This window comes from Streptomyces sp. NBC_01334, from assembly GCF_035983595.1.
In the GTDB taxonomy this organism is placed as follows: Bacteria; Actinomycetota; Actinomycetes; order Streptomycetales; family Streptomycetaceae; genus Streptomyces; species Streptomyces coriariae.
The window spans coordinates 6722668-6744086 of the sequence record NZ_CP130718.1; the positions used below are offsets into that span (position 1 = coordinate 6722668).

Sequence of the window (21419 nt, forward strand, 5' to 3'; positions counted from 1 at the left end):
AACCGTCCCGTGGTCTTCACACGGGGTATCTCTCATCTATCCGGAGGATCCGAGATCGTGACTACCCAACGCACCTCAGGGCGGCGGAAGCAGGCATTTGCCGCTGCTGCCGCGGTCGCCGCGCTGCTGACCACGGCGGCGTGCGGCGGCGGTGGAGACGACGGCGACAAGGGCTCGAGCTCCGGTGCCGCCGGCTTCGACGCCGCGAACAACAAGGTCGCCCAGGCCTCCGCCGCCAAGAAGGGCGGCACGCTGAAGTTCGGTGCCGCGCAGGATGCCGACTCGTGGGACACCACGCGTGGCTACTACGGCATGATGTGGAACTTCGCGCGCTACTACAGCCGTCAGCTCGTCACCAACAAGGCCGAGCCGGGCGCTGCGGGCGCCGAGGTCACTCCGGACCTCGCCACCGAGACCGCGAAGGTCACGGACGACGGCAAGACCTACACGTACACCCTGCGTGACGGCATCACGTGGGAGGACGGCAAGGCGATCACGTCCAAGGACGTGAAGTACGGCATCGAGCGCGTGTGGGCGCAGGACGTGCTGTCCGGCGGTCCGACGTACCTCAAGGACGTGCTCGACCCCAAGGGCGAGTACAAGGGTCCCTACAAGGACACGTCCGCGGACAAGCTGGGTCTGAAGGCGATCGACACGCCCGACGACAAGACCATCGTCTTCCACCTCCCGCAGGCCAACTCGGACTTCGAGGAGATGCTGGCGCTGGTCTCGGCCTCGCCGGTCCGCCAGGACCAGGACACGAAGTCCAAGTACGGCCTGAAGCCGTTCTCCTCGGGCCCGTACAAGTTCGCGTCCTACAGCCCGGGCAAGGACCTCAAGCTGGTCCGCAACACCTCCTGGAAGCAGGCCTCGGACCCGATCCGCAAGGCCTACCCGGACCAGATCACCATCCAGTTCTTCTCGGACGCCAACCAGCTCGACCAGCGTCTGATCAGCGGTGACCTGGACCTCGACCTGAACCAGACCGGCATGTCGCCGCAGGGCCGCACCACCGCCCTGAAGCAGCACAAGGGCAACCTGGACAACCCGGTCACCGGTTACGTCCGCTACGCGGTCTTCCCGCAGAGCGTCGCGCCGTTCAACAACATCGAGTGCCGCAAGGCCGTCATCCTCGGCGCCGACCACGTGTCGCTCCAGACCGCCCGCGGCGGTCCGGTCGCCGGTGGTGACATCGGCACCAACATGCTGCCGCCGTCCGTCCCGGGTGCCGAGGGCCAGAAGTACGACCCGTACGAGATCTCCGGTGCCAACAAGAGCGGCAACGAGGCCAAGGCCAAGGAGGCCCTGAAGGCCTGCGGTCAGCCGAACGGCTTCAAGACCACCATCGCGGTGCGTAACAACAAGCCGGTCGAGGTGGCCACCGCCCAGTCCCTCCAGGCGTCGCTGAAGAAGATCGGCATCACCGCCGAGATCGACCAGTACGACGGCTCGCAGACCGCCGGCATCATCGGTAGCCCCTCGAACGTGAAGAAGAAGGGCTACGGCATCATCATCATGGGCTGGGGTCCGGACTTCCCGTCCGTCCAGGGCTTCGGTCTGCCGCTGTGGAACAGCAAGTACATCTCCGAGAGCGGTAACAACAACTACGCGCTCATCAACGACAAGACGATCGACGGTCTGTTCTCGTCGTACGTCACCACGCTGGACGACGCCGGCAAGACCAAGATCGCCACGGAGATCAACCACAAGGTGATGGAGGGCGCGTACTACCTGCCCTTCGTCTTCGAGCGGTTCCTCAACTGGCGCTCGGACAACCTGGCGAACGTCTACACCACCGACGGTTACAGCGGTCAGTACGACTTCGTCAACCTCGGCCTGAAGAACCCGAAGAAGTAGTCCCGGCACACCCGCCGAACGGCACGAAAGGCAGGTGAAGGCCGGCGCGGCGTGATCGCGGGCCACCGGACGATCTCCGGTGGCCCGTGGTCCGCGGCGGGCCGAGAGCTGTGCTCGCTTACCTCATCAGGCGGCTGTTCGCCGCCGCAGTGATGCTCGTGGTCATCGTCATGGTGGTCTTCGGCATCTTCTTCCTCATCCCCAAGTGGGCTGGCGTAGACATCGCCTTGAGCTTCGTGGGCAAGCAGGCCGACCCTGCCGCCGTCGAGGGTGTGCGCGAGAAGCTGGGCCTGGGCGACCCGATCTACGCCCAGGTCTGGGAGTTCTTCAAGGGCATCTTCGCCGGCCGGACCTACACGGGCGGTGGCGATTCCATCCACTGCGCCGCTCCGTGCTTCGGCTACTCCTTCCGCAGTGAGCAGGCCGTCTGGCCGGTGCTGACCGACCGCTTCCCGGTGACCCTGGCGCTCGCGCTCGGTGCCGCCGTGCTGTGGCTGATCTTCGGTGTCTCGGCGGGTGTGCTCTCCGCGCTCAAGCGGGGCAGCCTGTGGGACCGCGGCGCGATGGTGATCGCGCTCTCGGGTGTCTCCCTCCCGATCTACTTCACCGGCATGGTCGCCCTGTCGATCTTCGTGTACGGACTGGACCTGTTCGACGGGCAGTTCGTACCTCTGGACGAGAGTTTCAGCGGCTGGTTCGGCGGGATGATCCTGCCGTGGGTCACTCTCGCGTTCCTGTACGCGGCCATGTACGCCCGCATCACCCGGGCCACCATGCTGGAGATCCTGGGCGAGGACTACATCCGCACCGCCCGCGCCAAGGGCCTCAAGGAACACACCGTCATCGGCAAGCACGCCATGCGCTCCACGATGACTCCGCTGCTGACGATGCTCGGCATGGACCTCGGCGCCCTCATCGGCGGTGCGATCCTGACCGAGACGGCGTTCAACCTGCCCGGCCTCGGCCAGGCGGTGCTCAACGCCATCAAGAACCAGGACCTGCCCATCATCCTGGGCGTCACCCTGATCACTTCTCTGGCGGTGCTCGTCGCCAACCTCGTGGTGGACATCCTGTACGCCGTGATCGACCCCCGAGTGAGGCTCTCATGACCGAACTCAGCAAGAGCGGAGCGGCCGTGGGCGAGCCCACCCCCGCCTCGCCCGCGCCGACCGCCTTCCTCGAAGTGCGCGACCTCAAGGTGCACTTCCCGACCGACGACGGCCTGGTCAAGTCCGTCGACGGGCTCAGCTTCCAGCTGGAGAAGGGCAAGACCCTCGGCATCGTGGGCGAGTCCGGTTCCGGCAAGTCGGTGACCTCGCTCGGCATCATGGGTCTGCACACCGCCGGCCAGTACGGCAAGCGCAAGGCGCAGATCTCCGGTGAGATCTGGCTGGACGGCACCGAGCTGTTGTCCGCCGACCCGGACCACGTGCGCAAGCTGCGCGGCCGTGAGATGGCGATGATCTTCCAGGATCCGCTGTCGGCGCTGCACCCGTACTACACGATCGGTCAGCAGATCGTGGAGGCGTACCGGATCCACCACGACGTCGACAAGAAGACCGCCAAGCGCCGCGCGGTCGAGATGCTCGACCGGGTGGGCATCCCGCAGCCGGACAAGCGGGTCGACAGCTACCCGCACGAGTTCTCCGGCGGTATGCGTCAGCGCGCGATGATCGCGATGTCGCTGGTCAACAACCCCGAGCTGCTGATCGCGGACGAGCCGACGACCGCCCTGGACGTGACCGTCCAGGCGCAGATCCTCGACCTCATCCGTGACCTCCAGAAGGAGTTCGGCTCCGCGGTCATCGTGATCACCCACGACCTGGGCGTCGTCGCCGAACTCGCCGACGACATCCTGGTGATGTACGGCGGCCGCTGCGTCGAGCGGGGCCCGGCCGACAAGGTGTTCTACGAGCCCCGGCACCCCTACACCTGGGGTCTGCTCGGCTCGATGCCGCGGCTGGACCGTGAGCAGCAGGAGCGCCTGATCCCGGTCAAGGGCTCCCCGCCCTCGCTGATCAACATCCCGTCCGGCTGCGCCTTCAACCCGCGCTGCCCGTACGCGGACCTCCCGAAGGACAACGTCACCCGCACCGTCCGGCCCGAGCTGGCCGAGGTCGGCAGCCGGCACTGGGCCGCCTGCCACCTGGGCACGGAGCAGCGGGAGCGTATCTGGACCGAAGAGATTGCGCCGAAGCTGTGAGTGACGACGAGAAAGCGGTGAAGATCCCCGCGCAGGCCGAGGGCCCGACGCAGGGCGCGACCCTCACCAAGGACCCCGCCCCCGGCGAGGTCCTGCTGAAGGTGACCGGCCTCCAGAAGCACTTCCCGATCAAGAAGGGCCTGCTCCAGCGGCAGGTCGGGGCGGTGCACGCGGTCGACGGCATCGACTTCGAGGTCCGCTCCGGCGAGACGCTCGGCGTCGTGGGCGAGTCCGGCTGTGGCAAGTCCACGATGGGCCGGCTGATCACCCGGCTGCTCGAACCGACCGCGGGCAAGGTCGAGTTCCAGGGCAAGGACATCACGCACCTCGGGGTGAGCGGCATGCGTCCGCTGCGCCGCGATGTGCAGATGATCTTCCAGGACCCCTACTCGTCGCTGAACCCGCGCCACACCATCGGCACGATCGTCGGCGCTCCCTTCAAGCTCCAGGGCGTCGAGCCCGAGGGCGGCATCAAGAAGGAAGTGCAGCGGCTGCTGTCGGTCGTGGGTCTCAACCCCGAGCACTACAACCGCTACCCGCACGAGTTCTCCGGTGGTCAGCGTCAGCGCATCGGCATCGCCCGCGCACTCGCGCTGAACCCGAAGCTGGTCGTGGCGGACGAGCCGGTCTCGGCGCTGGACGTGTCGATCCAGGCGCAGGTCGTCAACCTGCTCGACGACCTCCAGCAGGAGCTCGGCCTCACCTACGTGATCATCGCGCACGACCTCTCGGTCGTCCGGCACGTCTCGGACCGCATCGCGGTGATGTACCTCGGCAAGATCGTGGAGCTGGCCGACCGCGACCTGCTCTACAAGTCGCCGATGCACCCGTACACCAAGGCGCTGATGTCGGCGGTGCCGATCCCGGACCCGCGGCGCAAGCACGCCAAGAGCGAGCGGATCCTGCTCAAGGGCGACGTGCCCTCGCCGATCTCGCCGCCGAGCGGCTGCCGCTTCCACACCCGGTGCTGGAAGGCGACCCAGGTCTGCAAGACCACCGAGCCGGTTCTCGTCGAGCTGCGGACGGGTCAGCAGGTCGCCTGCCACCACCCGGAGAACTTCGAGGACCAGGCCCCGCAGGACACCGTCCTGCTGACCGTCGCGAAGGAGGCGGCGGAGCTGGTGGCCGACGAGGTGCTCGCGGAGTCGGCGGAGACGTCGGCCGCGGTGGCGGCGGAAGTGGCGGCCGAAGCGGCTGCCGAGGCCACCGTGACCGCCGAGCCGGCTGAGGCCGCCGAGGCCACCGGGGACACCGAGGCGGCCGCCGAGGCCGCGCCGGAGGCTTCCGGTGACGACGCTCCGGCCAAAGAGAAGTAAGTAACACCGAGCCCCCGCCTTGCAATGTAAGGCGGGGGCTTCGTGCTGGGTGAGAATGTAGGGGTGCTCCAGCAAATCTTCAGCCCCTCCGTCCAGCACACGCTCGACCTGATCGGCATCTTTGTCTTCGCCATCTCGGGCGCGCTGCTGGCTGTCCGCAAGAACTTCGACGTGTTCGGCATCGCCATGCTCGCCGAGGTCACCGCGCTGGGCGGCGGAGTCTTCCGGGACCTGGTCATCGGGGCCGTGCCCCCGGCCGCCTTCACGGACCTGGGGTACTTCCTCACCCCGCTCCTCGCCGCCCTCCTGGTCGTCTTCCTGCACCCCCAGGTGGAGCGCATCCAGACGGGCGTCAACGTCTTCGACGCGGCCGGCCTCGGCCTGTTCTGCGTGACGGGGACGACGAAGGCGTACGACTACGGCCTCAACCTCACCGCGTCGGTGGCGCTTGGCCTCGCCACCGCCGTGGGCGGCGGTGTGCTGCGCGATGTGCTGGCCAACGAGGTGCCCTCACTGCTGCGCTGGGACCGCGACCTCTACGCGGTCCCGGCGCTCGTCGGCGCCACCATGGTGGTGCTCTGCATCCACTACGACGTGCTCACCCCGCTGGCCAGCGGCCTGGCAGCGGTCACGGCCTTCGTGCTGCGGCTGCTCGCGATGCGGTTCCACTGGCGAGCGCCGCGCGCTTGGAATCGGCGCTCGACGGTGCGCGAGGAGTAGTCGCCTTCGCCTTTCCCTTCCCGTCGGGGGTCACCGGGCGCTGGTCCAGCTGGGTGGTCAGCCAGCGGAACGCCGGCACGACCTGCGGCCGCCACAGCGCCATGGTGTGGCCGCCCGCGCCGCTCGGGATGTAGACGACGTGCACGGCCGTCGGCGCCTTCGCCTCCTGCCGCAGGGCCAGGGCCGCCTCGTAGCCGTCCTTCGGCTGGCCGGAGAGGTAGAGGGCCACGGACGGCGGCACGGTGGCCCTGCGCAGCAGCAGGTAGGGGTTGTTGGCCCGGCGCAGGGCGGGGCTCTGCGCGGCGAGGGAGTTGGGCTCGACGATCGGGTCGCTGTACCCGGACAGGCTCACGGCCGCCCGGTAGCGGTCCGGGTGGGCGACGGCGAGCTTGGCCGCGCAGTGGCCCCCGGCGGAGTACCCGGCGACCGCCCAGCCCTTGGGCGCGGGCTGGGCCCGGAAGTTGTCCCTGACCATCTTCGGTACGTCGATGCTGAGCCAGCTGTCGGCGTTGACGGTGCCCGGCACGTTGGCGCAGCCGGTGTCCACACCCGGCAGCAGTGTGGTGCGCGGCGCGACCAGGATGAACGGGGCGACCCTGCCCGCGCGCATCAGCGGTGCCAGCTGCTCGTGCACGTGCAGCGTCCCGTACCAGGACTTCGCGGAGCCCGGGTAGCCCGGCAGCAGCTCCACCACGGGGAAGGAGCGGTGCGCGTAGGCGGGCTCGTCGTACTGCGGGGGCAGCCAGACGTAGACCTCGGCGTTGACGCCGGAGACCCGGCCCTCGAGCTGGGTGACGCGTACCCCGCCCGCCGCGTGCATGCCAGGCCCCTCGGCCTGGGTGAACGTCTGCCGGACCTTGGGCAGCCGGTCCAGCGCGATTCCGCCGGTGCCGTCGGCGCCCAGGTCGGCGGCCTGCTGCACATGGGTGCCGGTGCCCAGCAGGTCGTCCCAGGTGTCGTACAGGCCGTTGGCGTTGTTGACCAGGACGAAGACCAGGGCCACGGCCGTGCCCTGGGCGAACAGCAGCATCACCATCCGGGCCGCGGCGCGCAGGACCCGCGGCCCGCGCAGCCGCGACCACATCAGCAGCGGCAGCGCGACGGCGACCACGGACAGCGCGATCAGGGTGTAGAGGAACGGAGTCCCGGTGAGGCTCATGTCCTTGCAGAGGGGAATCCGGGCGTCGAGGTTACGGACGAGTTCGGACACTTACCAAGAAATTGCCGACCGCTCACCCGAACCGGTCACCGGTGAGCCCCGAATCGGTCATGAATGGGCGTGATCTGTTCATACGGCCGTAGCGCGGTCGTCGCACGGCCGTAGCGGCCAAAGCTACCGCTTAGTAATGAGCTGTTGTACGGTTCAGGCATGCCAGAAGCAGCTACCGCGGCGGCCGAGCCGGCCTCCGTCGCCCTCGTCACGGCCCCGACCGGAGACGGCGAGTTCGAGTTCGACCGCGACACCGCGCTCACCCGACGCGCGCCCGGCGTCTACGACATCGACCTCTCGGCCGGCTGGACGATCATCAGCGCCGTCAACGGCGGCTACCTTCTCGCCGTCCTCGGCCGCGCGCTCGCGGACGCGCTGCCGCACCGTGACCCGTTCACGATCTCGGCGCACTACCTCACCGCGTCCCAGCCCGGCCCCGCGGTCGTCCGCACGGACGTCGTGCGCACCGGCCGCACCCTCTCCACCGGCCAGGCCTCGCTCTTCCAGTACGACGAGAACGGCGCCGAGGTCGAGCGGATCCGGGTCCTCGCCTCCTACGGCGACCTGGACACCCTGCCGGACGACGTCCGTACGACGGCGAAGCCGCCGGCGATCCCGCCGATGGACCAGTGCTTCGGCCCCGAGGACGGACCGGCACCCGTGGACGGCAGCTCCGCGATCGCCGACCGTCTGATGCTCAAGCTGGACCCGTCGACCCTCGGCTGGGCGCTCGGACAGCCCTCCGGGAAGGGCGAGATGCGGGCCTGGTTCGGTCTGAAGGACGGCCGCGACCCCGACCCGCTGTCCCTCCTCCTCGCGGTGGACGCCCTGCCGCCCACCGCGTTCGAGATCGGCCTGCGCGGCTGGGTCCCCACGGTCGAGCTGACGGTCCACGTCCGCTGCCGTCCGGCTCCCGGCCCGCTGCGCGTCTCCATCACCACCCGCAACCTCGCGGGCGGCTTCCTGGAGGAGGACGCCGAGGTCTGGGACAGCGCGGACCGACTCGTCGCGCAGTCACGGCAGTTGGCCCGGGTCAGGCTCGGCTGAGCCCCGGTGCGCGGGAGCTCGTGTCACGGAGCTGTACCAGCGCACCGACCGGTCAACCTGAGTGAACTCCCAGGTCAGCAAGGTTTCTTGAGAAGTGCTTTACCCGATTGACAGGCGGGGGACAGAGGGGCCCCAAGGAAGGCCTAAGCGCCGTTGGTTGAGTTCCGGTCTCAGGTTCTCCTCATCATCTCCGGAGCTGTTTCTCATGAAGCGTGCGCTGATGCCCGTCCGTCTCGTCCCCGCGGTGGCGCTGCTGGCGCTCTCGCCCCTCGCCCTGGTGGCCTGTGGCTCGGGCGACTCCTCCTCGAGCAGCGGGACGTCCGCCCAGCAGTCCTGCTCGCCGCCGTCCGGCAACCCGTCGGGCATGCCGAGCGGCGCCCCCTCGGGGGCCCCGTCGGGCGCGCCGACCGGTGCCGCCTCGGGGCAGCCGACGGGCACACCGACCGGCACGCCGACCGGTGTCCCGTCGGGCATGCCGAGCGGCGGTCCCGGCGGTGGCGGTCAGGGTGGCCCCGGCGGCGGCGGCGGCGGCGGCGGTCAGGGCGGCGGCTGTGGCGGTCCGGGCGGCGGCCAGGGGCAGCAGGGACAGCAGGCCCAGCAGCAGGGCTGACGGCGGTTCGACCACAGGGGCGGCGCACCCGGCGACGGGTGCGCCGCCCCTGTGGCGTACGGGTGCGTCGCGGGGCGGTCAGTCCAGCCAGTGGCGGCGGCCGATGCTGATGAGCCGCATCTGGCGGGCGGCGAGCCGGCTGACCCGCTCCTGCTCCTCCGGCGGGGACTCCAGCGCCTCCAGGAACAGCGAGGCCGTGACGAGCATCTGGTCGACGTAGAGGTGCGAGAGCATCAGCAGGTCGTCGTCGCTCCAGTCCTCCGCCTCGGCGTCCTTGGCCAGTTCGGTCTTCACCTCCTCGGCGAACCGGGCCAGTTGGTCCCGGATCGCCTCCCGCACCGGCTGTACTCCGCCATGTCGCTCACGGGCGATGAAACGGACGGGCGCGGGGTGCGCGGTCACATGACCGGCGATCAGCTCGACAGCGCGCGTGATGCGTTCCTCGCTCGTGTCGGCCGTGGTCACGGTGGTGCGGATCATCGGGTGGAGGCTGCCGAGCGCCTCCTCGACCAGAGCCACGCCCAGATCCGCGGTGGAGCGGAAGTGGCGGTAGAAGGCGGTGGGGGCGACCCCGACGGCACGGGTGACCTCGCGCAGCCCCAGGCTGCTCAGGCTCTGCTCCTCCAGCAGCACCAGCGCCGCGTCCATGAGCGCCTGCCGGGTCTTCTGCTTCTGGGCCTGCCGGATGCCGAGGGTGTGACTCATGTCATCCAGTTAACAACTGTTCTCTGGAATTGGAAAGCCGGGGTACACGCTAGACTCAAGAGTCAGTGAACAAGTGTAACCACAACTGTTCACCCAAACTTTACGGAGGGGGATCCGATCCCATGCTGTTCCTCGTTGCGGCCCTGCTGCTGTTCGGCGTCGTCATGGGCACCGTGGCCCACGCGCCGTTCGCCTTCACCCTCGTCGCCGCCGCCGTGATCGCCGCCTGGCTCGGTGTCTTCGCGCTCCGCGAGCGCCACGGCCGCCGTCGGCAGACCTCGACCCACTGACCCGTCGCACTTTCCTCCACAGGAGCTGACCAGCCATGCAACTCACCGCACCGGCCACCCGCCGCACCGGCATCCGGGACACCGACGGAATGGCCGTCGCGTCCTTCGTCCTCGGTCTCCTCGGCCTGCTCGTCCTCAACGTCTTCCTCGGCCCGATCGCCATCGTCCTGGCGTCGGTCGCCCTCTGGCGCGGTACGGCCCGCCGCGGGCGCGCCTTCCTCGGACTGGGTCTGGGCGTCGCCGACCTTCTGGTCCTGGTGGCGTTCATGCAGGCCGACTCGACGGTTTCCTGGAGCTTCTGACCGCAAGGGCTCACCTGGCAGCGAGGCGTGCCGCCCGGCCCCCGTAGAATCGGGGCCACCATGGCATACCTCGACCACGCCGCGACCACGCCGATGCTCCCCGAGGCGGTCGAGGCACTCACCGCGCACCTGGGCGTCACCGGCAACGCCTCCTCCCTCCACGCGGCCGGCCGGCAGGCCCGCCGTACGGTCGAGGAAGCCCGGGAGACCCTCGCGGACGCGCTCGGCGCCCGTCCCAGCGAGGTCGTCCTCACCTCCGGCGGCACCGAGGCCGACAACCTCGCGGTCAAGGGCCTGTACTGGTCCCGCCGTGACACGGACCCGGCCCGCACCCGCGTCCTGGCCAGCCCGGTCGAACACCACGCGGTCCTCGACGCCGTGCACTGGCTCGGCGAGCACGAGGGCGCCACGGTCGAGTACCTGCCGGTCGACTCCTACGGGCGGGTCCATCCCGAGGCGCTCCGCGAAGCCATCGCCCGCGACCCCCACGACGTGGCCCTGGCCACCGTCATGTGGGCGAACAACGAGATCGGCACGATCCTGCCGGTCCGCGAACTGGCCGACGTGGCAGCCGAGTTCGATGTCCCGCTGCACGCCGACGCGGTCCAGGCCTTCGGTCAGGTCCCCGTCGACTTCGCGGCCTCCGGCCTCGCCGCGATGACGGTCTCCGGCCACAAGATCGGCGGCCCGTACGGCATCGGCGCCCTGCTCCTCGGCCGCGAGCACACCCCCGTACCCGTCCTGCACGGCGGAGGCCAGGAGCGCCATGTCCGCTCCGGCACCCTCGACGTCCCCGCCATCGCCTCCTTCGCGGTCGCCGGACGCCTCGCCGCCGAACAGCGCGAGTGGTTCGCCCGCGAGATCGGCGCCCTGCGCGACTCGCTGATCGACGCGGTGCGTACGGCCGTCCCGGACGCGATCCTCGGCGGGGACCCGGTGGACCGGCTCCCGGCCAACGCCCACTTCACCTTCCCGGGCTGTGAGGGCGACTCCCTGCTGCTGCTGCTCGACGCCCAGGGCATCGAGTGCTCCACCGGCTCCGCGTGCACCGCCGGCGTCGCCCAGCCCAGCCACGTCCTGCTCGCCACCGGCACAGATCCCGACCTGGCCCGCGGCACCCTGCGCTTCTCCCTCGGCCACACCTCCACCGAGGCCGACGTCGAGGCGGTCGCCAAGGCCATCGGCCCGGCGGTGGAGCGGGCGCGCGCCGCCGGACTGACGTAGCGCCGACGGTCTTCGGCGTCGGCCACCGACGGTCACTCCGTCGAGTGTCGACACTCGACTCGAATCTAGGGGTCACCTGTCAATACAGCGGCTAGGTGTCGACAGTTGCGGCCTGGTGGTCTACCTTCCGGTGCACATTCCCGCTCCGTCCTGCCGCCATAAAGCCACCCCGTGACCGCCGAGTCATCGCGCGAACGTCGCGTCACCCGACGGAAGTTGTTCCTGCTCGGCGGTACCGGAGCCGCCGGGCGCCGCGCGGGAGGGCTCCGCGGTCACTGCCGGCACCGGAGGTGAGGCGGACGTGTTCAAAGGCGGTTGCCAGGCGCCGCCACCACCATGGACCTGGCCCGGGTGCGCTGGGCCAGGGGCTGCCGCCGGCACTTCCACTGCCGGCGGCAGCCTGCTCAGGAGGCTGGAGTGACCGGCCCGGGGCGTGACCGGCCCGCTGGGGCCGGGTCAGCCGTCCGTGACCATGAGGGCCGCCATCATGCCCTCGTCCTCGTGCTGGAGAAGATGGCAATGGAGCATGTACATGTACGTGTCGTCGGTGAAGTCGGTGAACTTCATCGCGATCTTGATGGAGCCGCCGCCGACCACCTCGAAGGTGTCGAACCAGCCGAGGTCGACGCCGGTCGGCGCCTCGCCGTTGATCTCGATCACCTGGTAGGGCACGTCATGCAGATGGAACGAGTGTTCTAGCTGCGTGCTGTTCGTGATCGTCCAGACCTCCTCGGCGTCCAGAGTGGTGCTGATCATCGCCATCCCGGCCATGCTCGTGCCCACCGAGCCGTTGATCGTCATGGTCCCGCCGGTGCCCTGACCGAGGGTGATCGTCCGCGCGGTGAAGTCGCTCGTGTCGTACCGGGCGATGGTGTTGAGCGTGCTCGGCAGGGCGGCCGGGGTATCGGTGGCGTCCGGGGTCACGGTCAGGAAGTCGTACGTGCCGCTGCCGCCGCGGATCCAGCCGGTGGTGACGACGGCCTGGAGCGTGACCGCGTCATCGAGGTCGAGGACGAACTCGGCGCGGGCGCCGGCCACCAGCCGGATCGTGGTCACCTCGGTGGGCTCGGTGAGATAGCCCTGGTCGGTGGCGATCTGGGTGAGCGTTCCGCCGTCGCCGCGCTGGACGGTCATGATGTCGGCGGGGGAGGCGTTCAGGACCCGGAAGCGGGTGCGCTTCTTGGCGGCGGTGAAGCCGAGCGTGGTCGAGTCGACGTTGGTGCCGTTGACCAGCACCGGGAAACTGACGCCGGAGCTGCGATAGCCGGCCGCCTCGTACTTGATGTCGCCGGTGCTGTCGACGGCCAGACACTGCAGGATGATCGGGATGTCGTCGACGCCGTACTCGCTCGGCAGCGCGGCCGAGACGTCCGAGTCGTCCTCCACGATGATCATCCCGGCCAGGCCGTGGACGACCTGCTCGGCCGTGGTGCCCAGGGCGTGCGGGTGGTACCAGAGGGTCTTGGCCTCGTCGAGGACCTCGAAGGTGGGCGACCAGGTCACGCCGTCCGCGAAGGCGTTCTGCGGGCCGCCGTCCATCTTGGGCGGGATGTGGGCGCCGTGGAAGTGGACCGAGGTGTCCGCGCCCAGGGTGTTGGTGAAGTTCATCAGGACCGTTTCGCCCTTGGTCCACTTCATGGTCGGGCCGAGGTACGCACCGTTGTAGCCGGCCGTGGTGCTGGTGACGCCGCTGAGCACCTCGCCGGTGCCGGTCTTCGCGGTCAGGGTGTAGGTGGTGGTGCCGTCGGAGGTGGTGGCCTCCAGCAGGTCGGGGATGGTGAGGGTGCCGGTGGCGTCGGCGGCGGACGCCTTGTTGCCGTTGCCGCCGGTCAGCAGGGAGAAGGTGACCCCGGCGGTCCCGACGGCGGCCAGCCCGGCCGCCCCCGCCATGCCGCCGAGGAACTTGCGCCGGTGCAGGCCCTTGCCGTGCCCGCCCTTGGTCTCGCCGCTCTTCGTGTGGCGCTCGTCCTTGGTGCCCCGGTCGCTTCGTGCGTGGGCGCCCTTGCTCTGCCGTCCCGCGCCGGAGGCGGGATCTGTGGTGTGGGTCATGGCCGTGGAGCTTTGGGCTAAGGCCTATGTGAAGACTGGGTCGAACATAGGAGTGAGCCGAGGAGGCTGTGCGGCCGCCGTGCGCCCCAACTCCCTTGAAGAAAAGCCAAGTTGGTGGAACGCAGGTCATGTTCGGGGTGCGGGACACATCGGACGGCCGGCTCTCATCAACTGTTCACGATTTTGAGCACATGTGACCTGTATCACATTGCCTGTGCTCAGGTGGCCGCGGCCTGCGCCTCCCGCACGAGCCGCAGATACCGATCCCAGTCCCAGTGCTCGCCCGGGTCGGTGTGATCGGTGCCCGGCACCTCCACATGCCCGATGATGTGCTCGCGGTCGACGGCTATGTCGTACCGCCGGCAGATCGCGGCGGTCAGCCGGGCGGAGGCGGCGTACATCGCGTCGGTGAAGTCCTTCGGCCGGTCGACGAAGCCCTCGTGCTCGATGCCGACACTGCGCTCGTTGTACGCGCGGTTGCCCGCGTGGTACGCCACGTCAAGCTCCCGGATCATCTGCGTGACGTGTCCGTCCTTGCCGACGATGTAGTGCGCGGCCGCCTTGTGCCCCGGGTCCTCGAACGCCTTCACCGCGCTGTCGAGATCGCCCTGCGTGACATGGATGACGACCATGTCGATCCCGTAGTCGTCCGGCCGGTCCGCCCAGCGGAAGTTCGCCTCCGACGCCGCCACCCACCGGGCGCCCCGGAAGTCCACCGCACCTTCCACCCGCTGCCTGCGCACGCCCGGCAGCCGCCAGTACAGCCGCGCCAGTTCGTCACGCGCGAGCACGCCCGTGCCGACGGCGGCCGCCGCCCCGCCGATCAGCAGGGCGCGCCGCCCGATCCGCCGGTCGGAGTCGCTCTTCCCGTCCCCCATGTCCGTGCCCTTCCTCGCCCCTTGTGATCGTCAACGGATACTCGCGGGCTCCGGTTCCCGGGGACCCGTACCCTGGAAGGGTTATGACTGAGACCTCGCAGCGTTCCCGCCCCCTTCGCGTACTCGCCGCCATGTCCGGCGGGGTCGACTCCGCCGTCGCCGCCGCCCGCGCAGCGGAAGCCGGCCACGACGTGACCGGCGTCCACCTCGCGCTCTCCGCGAACCCGCAATCGTTCCGTACCGGCGCGCGAGGCTGTTGCACCATCGAGGACTCCCGCGACGCCCGCCGCGCGGCCGACGTCATCGGCATCCCGTTCTACGTGTGGGACCTCGCCGACCGCTTCCGGGAGGACGTCGTCGACGACTTCGTCGCCGAGTACGAGGCCGGCCGCACCCCCAACCCCTGTCTGCGCTGCAACGAGAAGATCAAGTTCGCCGCGCTGCTGGACAAGGCGCTCGCGCTGGGCTTCGACGCGGTGTGCACCGGCCACTACGCGAAGGTCCTCGTCGACGAGGACGGCACGCGCGAGCTGCACCGCGCCTCCGACATGGCCAAGGACCAGTCGTACGTGCTCGGCGTCCTCGACGACCGGCAGCTCGCCCACGCGCTCTTCCCCCTCGGCGACACGGTGACGACGAAGGACGAGATCCGCGCGGAGGCCGAGCGCCGGGGCCTGGCGGTCGCCAAGAAGCCCGACTCCCACGACATCTGCTTCATCGCCGACGGCGACACCCAGGGCTTCCTCGCGAACCGGCTGGGCAGGGCCGAGGGCGACATCGTCGACGAGTCCGGCGCCAAGGTGGGCACCCACGAAGGCGCCTACGGCTTCACCATCGGCCAGCGCAAGGGCCTGCGCATCGGCACCCCGGCCGCCGACGGCAAGCCGCGCTACGTCCTCGACATCTCCCCGGTGAACAACACGGTGACGGTCGGGCCGGCCGCCTCCCTGGACGTCGCCGCCCTGACCGCGATCAGGCCCCGCTGGTGCGGCGCCGCCCCGACCGGCCCCGGCACCTACACGGCCCAGCTGCGCGCCCACGGCGGCGAGACCGAGGTGCGGGCCGAGCTCGTCGACGGCTCCCTCGAGGTCACCTTCACGGAGCCCGTCCGGGGCGTGGCCCCCGGCCAGGCGATCGTGCTGTACGACGACACGCGCGTGGTGGGCTCGGCGACGATCGCGGCCACCGTGCGGGCGACGGCCGGGGTGTCCTGACCGTCAGTCGCCCGACCCGAGGAACTCCGCCAGCACCGGCGCGAGGACTGCCGGGTCCACCATGTGGGTCTGGCCCTCGAGCTCGCGGTACGTGCCGTCCGTGACCGCGTCCGCGACGGCGCGCGTCGCCTCGCGCAGCCATGGCGCACTGGCCTCGCCCGCCACGGCGAGCACCGGGACCGCGATCGAGGCCAGCCGCTCCCTGGGCGGCGCACCGCCGCCCAGGACGGCGTCGTCGTAGGCGAGGGTCGGCGCGATGGCCTCCATCCCCTCCCACATCGGTGACCGGCGGGCGCCCCGGATCATCTCCTCGGCCAGCCCCGTCAGCCGCAGGAACAGTTCGACGGCGTCCCCGCGCCGCCCCTGCGCGAGTGCCTCGGTGAGGTTCGCCGTGTAGGCGGCGCGTCCCTGCGCGCCCTCCTCGTCCAGGGCGTACGGCGTCTCGTACACGGCCACCCGCCGCACCGGCAGCCCGGCGGCCGCCGCCTCCAGCACCAGCGCGCCGCCCGAGGAGATGCCGTAGAGCGCCGCCTCGCCGCCCGCCGCGTCGATGAGGGCCGCCAGGTCCTCGACCTCACGTTCCACCGCGTACGGCGTCGTGTCGCCGCTCTCACCACGGCCCCGGCGGTCGTACCGCAGGACCGTGCAGCGGTCCGCGAGCAGGCCGGCCAGGGGCGCCATGGTGCCGCCCGTGGACATCGCCCCGCTCACCAGGATGACCGCGGGCCCCTCGCCGGCGCGTGCGTACGCGAGTTCGGTGCCGTCGCGCGAAATGGTCTTCTTGTCCATGCCCATGCAGACTGCCGCACGGCACGGCGGTCATCGGCCTACGACACCTCCGCTTGCGGCACTTCCGCCTCCGAGACCTCCACTTCGTAGAAGCACAGGTGGTTCTTGATCTCGGCGACGTCGGGCTTGGGGTCGGGATAGCCCCAGACGAGGTCCGCCGCGTCCGGCAGCGACCAGTAGGAGGCCGTTCCCTTGAAGGGGCAGTACGTCTGGGTGTCGGAGGGGGTCAGCAGGTCGAGCCGTACGTCCTCGGCGGGGATGTAGTAGCGCACCGGACAGCCGGTCTCGCGCAGGGCGAGCGCCCGGTCGGTCTCGGCCAGCACGTGGCCCCCGTGGACGACCCTGATGTGCCGGTCGCCCCGCTCGATGGTGATCGTGTGTCCTCGGGTCATGCCGGAACAGCGCCCGCGGGCCCCCGGTTCTTCCCGCGTACGGTGGCCGCATGCGTATCTGCGTCTTTCTCTCCGCCGCCGACCTCGACGACCGCTACACCCGCCCCGCGCGCGAGTTCGCCGAACTCCTCGGCAAGGGCGGCCACACCCTCGTGTGGGGCGGCTCCGACACCGGGCTGATGAAGGTGGTCGCGGACGGTGTGCAGGAGGCCGGCGGCCGGCTGTGCGGGGTGTCGGTGGACTTCCTCGCCGCCAAGGCGCGGGCCGGGGCCGACGAGATGGTCGTCGCGCGGGATCTCGCCGAGCGCAAGCGGCTCCTCCTGCAGAAGTCCGACGCCGTCGTGATCATGGTCGGCGGGACCGGGACGCTGGACGAGGCGACCGAGATCCTCGAGCTGAAGAAGCACGGACACACCGACAAGCCGGTCGTGCTGCTCAACACCGCGGGCTTCTACGACGGCCTCAAGGAGCAGTTCCGGCGCATGGAGGACGAGGGGTTCCTGCCCCGCCCCCTGACCGACCTGGTGTTCTTCGCGGAGGAGGCGGTCGGCGCCCTCGCGTACCTGGAAGCCGTGACATCAGCGGCCACCGCCGCGGGGCAGGGCGTCGAGTGACTCCTCGGTGATGCGAGCATGGCGGGCATGGCTACTCATGTGATCACCGGAGCCGGTTCCGGCATCGGCGCGGCCGTCGCCCGCCGTCTGCACGCGCGCGGGGACGAACTCGTGCTGCACGCGCGTGACGCGGGCCGCGCGAAGGAACTGGCGGCGGAGTTTCCCGGGGCCCGGACCCTGGTCGGCGACCTGGCCGAGCCCGCCAAGCTGAGCTGGGCCTTCTCCCACCAGGCGCTGCCCGACCGGGTGGACTCCCTCCTCCACATCGCCGGCGTGGTCGACCTGGGGCCGGTCGGCGACCTGACCCCGAAGTCCTGGCGCCACCAGCTCGACGTCAACCTGATCGCCCCGGCCGAGCTGACCCGGCACTTCCTGCCCCAACTCCGGACCACCAGGGGGCACGTGGTCTTCGTGAACTCCGGGGCGGGCCTGCGGGCGAGCGCCGACTGGTCCGCGTACGCCGCCTCCAAGCACGGCCTGAAGGCGCTGGCGGACGCCCTGCGCGCCGAGGAGCACGAGCACGGCGTCCGCGTCACCTCCGTCTACCCCGGCCGCACCGCCAGCCCCATGCAGGCCAAGGTCCACCAGCAGGAGGGCAAGGAGTACGACCCGGGTGAGTGGATCGATCCCGAGTCGGTCGCGACGACGATCCTGATGGCCGTCGACCTGCCCCGGGACGCGGAGGTCAACGACCTGACGGTGCGTCCGGGGCGGTGAGACCGCCCGCGGGGGCGAGACGCGCCCCCGCGGCTACGTAGGCTTCACCCCGTGAACGCACACTTCAGTTTCGGCCCCGCCACCGGCGTCGGCTCCCTGCCCGGCGGTGACGCCCGCGAGGCCGCCAGGGCCGCCACCGGGTCCTTCGAGGACTTCCCGTTCCTCGCCGAGCTGCCGGCCCGCGGTCCGGGCGCCGACATGATCGGCCGTACCGCGGGGATGCTCGTCGAGCTGTTCGCGCGCGTGGAGCCCAGCGGCTGGCGGATCGGTGACCGGCCGGGCCGGGACACCAAGCGGGCCCGGTCCTGGCTGGGGGAGGACCTCGACGCGCTGGAGGAGTTCACGCAGGGCTACGAGGGCCAGGTGAAGGTGCAGGCCGTCGGGCCCTGGACCCTCGCCGCCGCGCTGGAGCTGAAGAACGGCCAGTCGGTGCTCTCGGACCACGGTGCCCGCCGCGACCTCGCCGGCTCCCTCGCCGAGGGGCTGCGTCTGCATCTCGAGGAGGTGCGCCGCCGCCTGCCCGGCGCGCGGATCGTGCTCCAGCTCGACGAACCCTCCCTGACCGCCGTCCTGCGCGGCCAGGTGAAGACCGCCAGCGGCTACCACACCCACCGCGCCGTCGACCGGCAGGTCGTGGAGGCCACCCTCCGGGAGGTCGTCGGGGTGCACGGCGACGGCCCCGTCGTGGTCCACTCCTGCGCCCCGGACGTCCCGTTCGCCCTGCTGCGCCGGGCCGGCGCGGCGGCGGTCTCCTTCGACTTCTCGCTGCTCACCGAGCGTGACGACGACGCGATCGGCGAGGCGGTCGAAGGGGGTACCCGGCTGTTCGCCGGTGTCGTGCCGGGCGTGGACGCCCCATTGTCGGACCCTGCCGGTAGCGTCATGGGTGTCAGGACGCTGTGGCGCAGGCTGGGGCTGCATCCGGGGCTGCTCACCGAGGCGGTCACGCTCACGCCGTCGTGCGGCCTCGCGGGAGCTTCCCCCGCGTACGCGCGCGAGGCCCTCGCGCACTGCGTCCGGGCGGCGAGATCCCTCGCGGACAACCCAGAGTAACGGGAGGACGACACGGTGGCCGGCGACAGGCAAGCGGAGACGACGGTGCCCAGCGAGGCACGGGAGAAGCACGCGCAGCTGGCTGAGCAGATCGAGGAGCACCGCTTCCGGTACTACGTGAAGGACGCTCCCGTCATCAGCGACGCGGAGTTCGACCGGCTCCTGCGCGCCCTGGAGGAACTGGAGCAGGAGTACGCCGGGCTGCGGACGCCCGACTCGCCGACCCAGAAGGTCGCCGGCGCGTACGCCACGGAGTTCACGGCCGTCCAGCACCGCGAGCGGATGCTCTCGCTCGACAACGCCTTCGACGACCTGGAACTCGCCGCGTGGGCCGAGCGCGTCCACAAGGACGTGGGCAGCTCCGCGTACCACTTCCTGTGCGAGCTCAAGGTCGACGGCCTCGCCGTCAACCTCACCTACGAGAACGGCCGTCTCACGCGCGCGGCGACCCGGGGCGACGGCCGCACGGGTGAGGACATCACGCCCAACGTGCGCACCATCGCGGAGATCCCCGACCGCCTCACCGGTGACGGGGTCCCGTCCCTGGTGGAGATCCGGGGCGAGGTCTACTTCCCGATGGAGAAGTTCGAGGAGCTGAACGCCCGTCTGGTCGGGGCGGGTGACAAGCCCTTCGCCAACCCGCGCAACGCGGCCGCCGGTTCACTGCGCCAGAAGGACCCGCGCGTCACCGCCTCGCGTCCGCTGCACATGGTCGTGCACGGCATCGGCGCCCTGGAGGGCTACGAGGGACTGACCCGCCTCTCCGAGGCGTACGACCTCCTCGAGACCTGGGGCCTGCCCACCTCCCCGCACAACAAGGTGGTCGGCGACCTCGACGCGGTACGGGCGTTCATCGCGTACTACGGCGAGAACCGGCACTCGGTGGCGCACGAGATCGACGGCGTGGTCGTCAAGCTCGACGAGATCCGACTGCAGGGACGGCTCGGTTCCACGGCCCGCGCCCCCCGGTGGGCGATCGCCTACAAGTACGCGCCGGAGGAGGTCAACACCAAGCTCGTCAACATCCGCGTGGGTGTCGGCCGTACCGGCCGCGTGACGCCGTACGCCCAGGTCGAGCCGGTCACGGTGGCGGGCTCGGAGGTCGAGTTCGCCACCCTGCACAACCAGGAGGTCGTCAAGGCCAAGGGCGTTCTGATCGGCGACACCGTGGTGCTGCGCAAGGCCGGTGACGTGATCCCGGAGATCCTCGGTCCGGTCGCCGACCTGCGCGACGGCAGCGAGCGCGAGTTCGTGATGCCGTCCGAGTGCCCGGAGTGCGGGGCGGGGCTGCGGCCGATGAAGGAGGGCGACATCGACCTGCGGTGCCCCAACGCCCGCACCTGCCCTGCCCAGTTGCGCGAGCGGGTGTTCTACCTGGCCGGCCGCAGGGCGTTGGACATCGACCACTTCGGTTATGTCGCCGCGGCCGCCCTCACTCATCCGCTGGAGCCGGCCGATCCGCCGCTGCGGGACGAGGGCGACCTCTTCGACCTCACCATCGACCGGCTGCTGCCCATCAAGGCGTACGTCCTCGACCAGGACAGCGGTCTGCCCAAGCGGGACCCGAAGACGGGCGAGGAGAAGATCGCCACGGTCTTCGCCAACCAGCAGGGTGAGCCGAAGAAGAACGCGCTCGCCATGCTGGAGACCATCGCGGCCGCCAAGGAACGCCCGCTGGCGCGCATCCTCACCGGGCTGTCGATCCGGCACGTCGGACCGGTCGCGGCCGAGGCGCTGGCCCGCGAGTTCCGCTCGATCGAGCGGATCGAGCAGGCCTCGGAGGAGGAGCTGGCGGCCACCGACGGGGTGGGTGCCATCATCGCGGCCTCGCTCAAGGAGTGGTTCGAGGAGGAGTGGCACCAGGAGATCCTGCGCAAGTGGCGGGCCGCCGGCGTCCGGATGGAGGAGGAGGGCTCCGGGGAGGACGAAGGACCGCGTCCCCTCGAAGGGCTGACGGTCGTCGTCACCGGCACCCTCGAGCACTTCACCCGGGACGGCGCCAAGGACGCCCTGCAGAACCAAGGGGCGAAAGTGACCGGTTCGGTTTCGAAGAAGACATCCTTCGTCGTTGTGGGTGACAATCCGGGATCGAAGTACGACAAGGCGATGCAGTTGAAGGTGCCGGTTCTGAACGAAGACGGCTTCACCGTCCTGCTGGAACAGGGACCCGAGGCAGCGGCCGAAGTCGCCCTTCCGACCGAGGAGTAGCGACGAGTGGCGGTTGAAGGT

General features: G+C 70.3%; 21 protein-coding genes. 15 read left to right on the forward strand and 6 right to left on the reverse strand.

Annotated elements, in window-relative coordinates; all coding sequences use genetic code 11:
* The first annotated feature begins 57 nt into the window (after positions 1 to 57).
* The 5 genes from OG736_RS30335 to OG736_RS30355 all read left to right on the forward strand — a co-directional run bounded on the left by OG736_RS30335 (position 58) and on the right by OG736_RS30355 (position 6096).
* Positions 58 to 1857: an ABC transporter substrate-binding protein gene (locus OG736_RS30335; RefSeq protein WP_327185194.1), complete on the forward strand. Its 1800-nt coding sequence runs from the start codon at positions 58 to 60 to the stop codon at positions 1855 to 1857.
* Between the two features lie 110 nt (positions 1858 to 1967).
* Positions 1968 to 2966 (forward strand): ABC transporter permease, encoded by a 999-nt coding sequence (locus OG736_RS30340; RefSeq protein ID WP_327185195.1) that lies wholly within the window; start codon positions 1968 to 1970, stop codon positions 2964 to 2966.
* On the forward strand, positions 2963 to 4060 hold the full coding sequence (locus OG736_RS30345) for an ABC transporter ATP-binding protein (protein WP_062641882.1): 1098 nt from the start codon (positions 2963 to 2965) through the stop codon (positions 4058 to 4060). The genes OG736_RS30340 and OG736_RS30345 overlap by 4 nt, the downstream gene beginning before the upstream one ends.
* Positions 4057 to 5376 carry an ABC transporter ATP-binding protein gene (locus tag OG736_RS30350; RefSeq protein WP_327185196.1) on the forward strand — a complete coding sequence of 440 codons (1320 nt, stop codon included), beginning with the start codon at positions 4057 to 4059 and terminating at the stop codon, positions 5374 to 5376. Before OG736_RS30345 ends, OG736_RS30350 begins: the two co-directional genes overlap by 4 nt.
* A 63-nt stretch (positions 5377 to 5439) precedes the next feature.
* On the forward strand, positions 5440 to 6096 hold the full coding sequence (locus OG736_RS30355) for a trimeric intracellular cation channel family protein (RefSeq protein WP_327185197.1): 657 nt from the start codon (positions 5440 to 5442) through the stop codon (positions 6094 to 6096).
* Here OG736_RS30355 and OG736_RS30360 read toward each other — a convergent pair.
* The gene (locus OG736_RS30360; RefSeq protein ID WP_327185198.1) at positions 6005 to 7255 is read right to left on the reverse strand and encodes an alpha/beta hydrolase; all 1251 of its coding nucleotides are present in this window, start codon (positions 7253 to 7255) and stop codon (positions 6005 to 6007) included. The genes OG736_RS30355 and OG736_RS30360 overlap by 92 nt on opposite strands.
* A gap of 210 nt (positions 7256 to 7465) precedes the next feature.
* Between OG736_RS30360 and OG736_RS30365 the strand changes: the two genes are divergently transcribed.
* Positions 7466 to 8353, forward strand: coding sequence for a thioesterase family protein (locus OG736_RS30365; protein ID WP_327185199.1), 888 nt, complete (start codon positions 7466 to 7468; stop codon positions 8351 to 8353).
* Between the two features lie 205 nt (positions 8354 to 8558).
* Positions 8559 to 8963 (forward strand): hypothetical protein, encoded by a 405-nt coding sequence (locus tag OG736_RS30370; RefSeq protein WP_327185200.1) that lies wholly within the window; start codon positions 8559 to 8561, stop codon positions 8961 to 8963.
* A gap of 78 nt (positions 8964 to 9041) precedes the next feature.
* Here the strand turns inward: OG736_RS30370 and OG736_RS30375 are convergent, their stop codons facing one another.
* Positions 9042 to 9668: a TetR family transcriptional regulator gene (locus OG736_RS30375; RefSeq protein ID WP_327185201.1), complete on the reverse strand. Its 627-nt coding sequence runs from the start codon at positions 9666 to 9668 to the stop codon at positions 9042 to 9044.
* Between the two features lie 122 nt (positions 9669 to 9790).
* Here OG736_RS30375 and OG736_RS30380 point away from each other — a divergent pair, with 122 nt between their 5' ends.
* The 3 genes from OG736_RS30380 to OG736_RS30390 are packed head-to-tail and all read left to right on the forward strand — an operon-like array spanning position 9791 to position 11484.
* Positions 9791 to 9958, forward strand: coding sequence for a hypothetical protein (locus OG736_RS30380; protein ID WP_314218964.1), 168 nt, complete (start codon positions 9791 to 9793; stop codon positions 9956 to 9958).
* Between the two features lie 35 nt (positions 9959 to 9993).
* Positions 9994 to 10260 carry a DUF4190 domain-containing protein gene (locus tag OG736_RS30385; protein ID WP_327185202.1) on the forward strand — a complete coding sequence of 89 codons (267 nt, stop codon included), beginning with the start codon at positions 9994 to 9996 and terminating at the stop codon, positions 10258 to 10260.
* Positions 10261 to 10320: 60 nt separating this feature from the next.
* A complete protein-coding gene (locus tag OG736_RS30390; RefSeq protein ID WP_327185203.1) occupies positions 10321 to 11484 on the forward strand; it encodes a cysteine desulfurase family protein in 1164 nt (387 codons plus the stop codon).
* Between the two features lie 456 nt (positions 11485 to 11940).
* On the opposite strand, the gene OG736_RS30395 is transcribed toward OG736_RS30390, so the two are convergent.
* Both OG736_RS30395 and OG736_RS30400 read right to left on the reverse strand, forming a co-directional pair.
* Positions 11941 to 13533 carry a multicopper oxidase family protein gene (locus tag OG736_RS30395; protein ID WP_327185204.1) on the reverse strand — a complete coding sequence of 531 codons (1593 nt, stop codon included), beginning with the start codon at positions 13531 to 13533 and terminating at the stop codon, positions 11941 to 11943.
* A 218-nt stretch (positions 13534 to 13751) separates the two neighbouring features.
* A complete protein-coding gene (locus OG736_RS30400; RefSeq protein ID WP_267018322.1) occupies positions 13752 to 14411 on the reverse strand; it encodes an N-acetylmuramoyl-L-alanine amidase in 660 nt (219 codons plus the stop codon).
* Between the two features lie 83 nt (positions 14412 to 14494).
* On the opposite strand from OG736_RS30400, the gene mnmA reads away from it, so the two are divergent.
* Positions 14495 to 15625 carry a tRNA 2-thiouridine(34) synthase MnmA gene (mnmA, locus tag OG736_RS30405; RefSeq protein WP_327185205.1) on the forward strand — a complete coding sequence of 377 codons (1131 nt, stop codon included), beginning with the start codon at positions 14495 to 14497 and terminating at the stop codon, positions 15623 to 15625.
* Between the two features lie 3 nt (positions 15626 to 15628).
* Here the strand turns inward: mnmA and OG736_RS30410 are convergent, their stop codons facing one another.
* Positions 15629 to 16414 carry an alpha/beta fold hydrolase gene (locus OG736_RS30410; protein ID WP_327185206.1) on the reverse strand — a complete coding sequence of 262 codons (786 nt, stop codon included), beginning with the start codon at positions 16412 to 16414 and terminating at the stop codon, positions 15629 to 15631.
* Between the two features lie 38 nt (positions 16415 to 16452).
* A complete protein-coding gene (locus tag OG736_RS30415) occupies positions 16453 to 16806 on the reverse strand; it encodes a DUF427 domain-containing protein (protein ID WP_327185207.1) in 354 nt (117 codons plus the stop codon).
* Positions 16807 to 16856: 50 nt separating this feature from the next.
* Here OG736_RS30415 and OG736_RS30420 point away from each other — a divergent pair, with 50 nt between their 5' ends.
* From OG736_RS30420 to ligA, 4 genes are read left to right on the forward strand one after another with little or no spacing between them, the layout of a single operon-like run.
* Complete coding sequence (locus tag OG736_RS30420; RefSeq protein ID WP_327185208.1) at positions 16857 to 17420, forward strand: LOG family protein; 564 nt, start codon at positions 16857 to 16859, stop codon at positions 17418 to 17420.
* An 18-nt stretch (positions 17421 to 17438) separates the two neighbouring features.
* The gene (locus tag OG736_RS30425) at positions 17439 to 18137 is read left to right on the forward strand and encodes an SDR family oxidoreductase (protein ID WP_327185209.1); all 699 of its coding nucleotides are present in this window, start codon (positions 17439 to 17441) and stop codon (positions 18135 to 18137) included.
* A gap of 51 nt (positions 18138 to 18188) precedes the next feature.
* A complete protein-coding gene (locus tag OG736_RS30430; protein ID WP_327185210.1) occupies positions 18189 to 19190 on the forward strand; it encodes a methionine synthase in 1002 nt (333 codons plus the stop codon).
* A 15-nt stretch (positions 19191 to 19205) separates the two neighbouring features.
* On the forward strand, positions 19206 to 21398 hold the full coding sequence (gene ligA, locus OG736_RS30435) for an NAD-dependent DNA ligase LigA (protein WP_327185211.1): 2193 nt from the start codon (positions 19206 to 19208) through the stop codon (positions 21396 to 21398).
* Positions 21399 to 21419: the final 21 nt, after the last annotated feature.

Coding starts and splice junctions, on each gene's coding strand:
- OG736_RS30345 (WP_062641882.1), top strand. CDS start 2,963: ATGACCGAACTCAGCAAGAGCGGAGCGGCCGTGGGCGAGCCCACCCCC.
- OG736_RS30360 (WP_327185198.1), bottom strand. CDS start 7,255: ATGAGCCTCACCGGGACTCCGTTCCTCTACACCCTGATCGCGCTGTCC.
- OG736_RS30365 (WP_327185199.1), top strand. CDS start 7,466: ATGCCAGAAGCAGCTACCGCGGCGGCCGAGCCGGCCTCCGTCGCCCTC.
- OG736_RS30370 (WP_327185200.1), top strand. CDS start 8,559: ATGAAGCGTGCGCTGATGCCCGTCCGTCTCGTCCCCGCGGTGGCGCTG.
- OG736_RS30375 (WP_327185201.1), bottom strand. CDS start 9,668: ATGAGTCACACCCTCGGCATCCGGCAGGCCCAGAAGCAGAAGACCCGG.
- OG736_RS30380 (WP_314218964.1), top strand. CDS start 9,791: ATGCTGTTCCTCGTTGCGGCCCTGCTGCTGTTCGGCGTCGTCATGGGC.
- OG736_RS30385 (WP_327185202.1), top strand. CDS start 9,994: ATGCAACTCACCGCACCGGCCACCCGCCGCACCGGCATCCGGGACACC.
- OG736_RS30390 (WP_327185203.1), top strand. CDS start 10,321: ATGGCATACCTCGACCACGCCGCGACCACGCCGATGCTCCCCGAGGCG.
- OG736_RS30395 (WP_327185204.1), bottom strand. CDS start 13,533: ATGACCCACACCACAGATCCCGCCTCCGGCGCGGGACGGCAGAGCAAG.
- OG736_RS30400 (WP_267018322.1), bottom strand. CDS start 14,411: ATGGGGGACGGGAAGAGCGACTCCGACCGGCGGATCGGGCGGCGCGCC.
- mnmA (WP_327185205.1), top strand. CDS start 14,495: ATGACTGAGACCTCGCAGCGTTCCCGCCCCCTTCGCGTACTCGCCGCC.
- OG736_RS30410 (WP_327185206.1), bottom strand. CDS start 16,414: ATGGACAAGAAGACCATTTCGCGCGACGGCACCGAACTCGCGTACGCA.
- OG736_RS30415 (WP_327185207.1), bottom strand. CDS start 16,806: ATGACCCGAGGACACACGATCACCATCGAGCGGGGCGACCGGCACATC.
- OG736_RS30420 (WP_327185208.1), top strand. CDS start 16,857: ATGCGTATCTGCGTCTTTCTCTCCGCCGCCGACCTCGACGACCGCTAC.
- OG736_RS30425 (WP_327185209.1), top strand. CDS start 17,439: ATGGCGGGCATGGCTACTCATGTGATCACCGGAGCCGGTTCCGGCATC.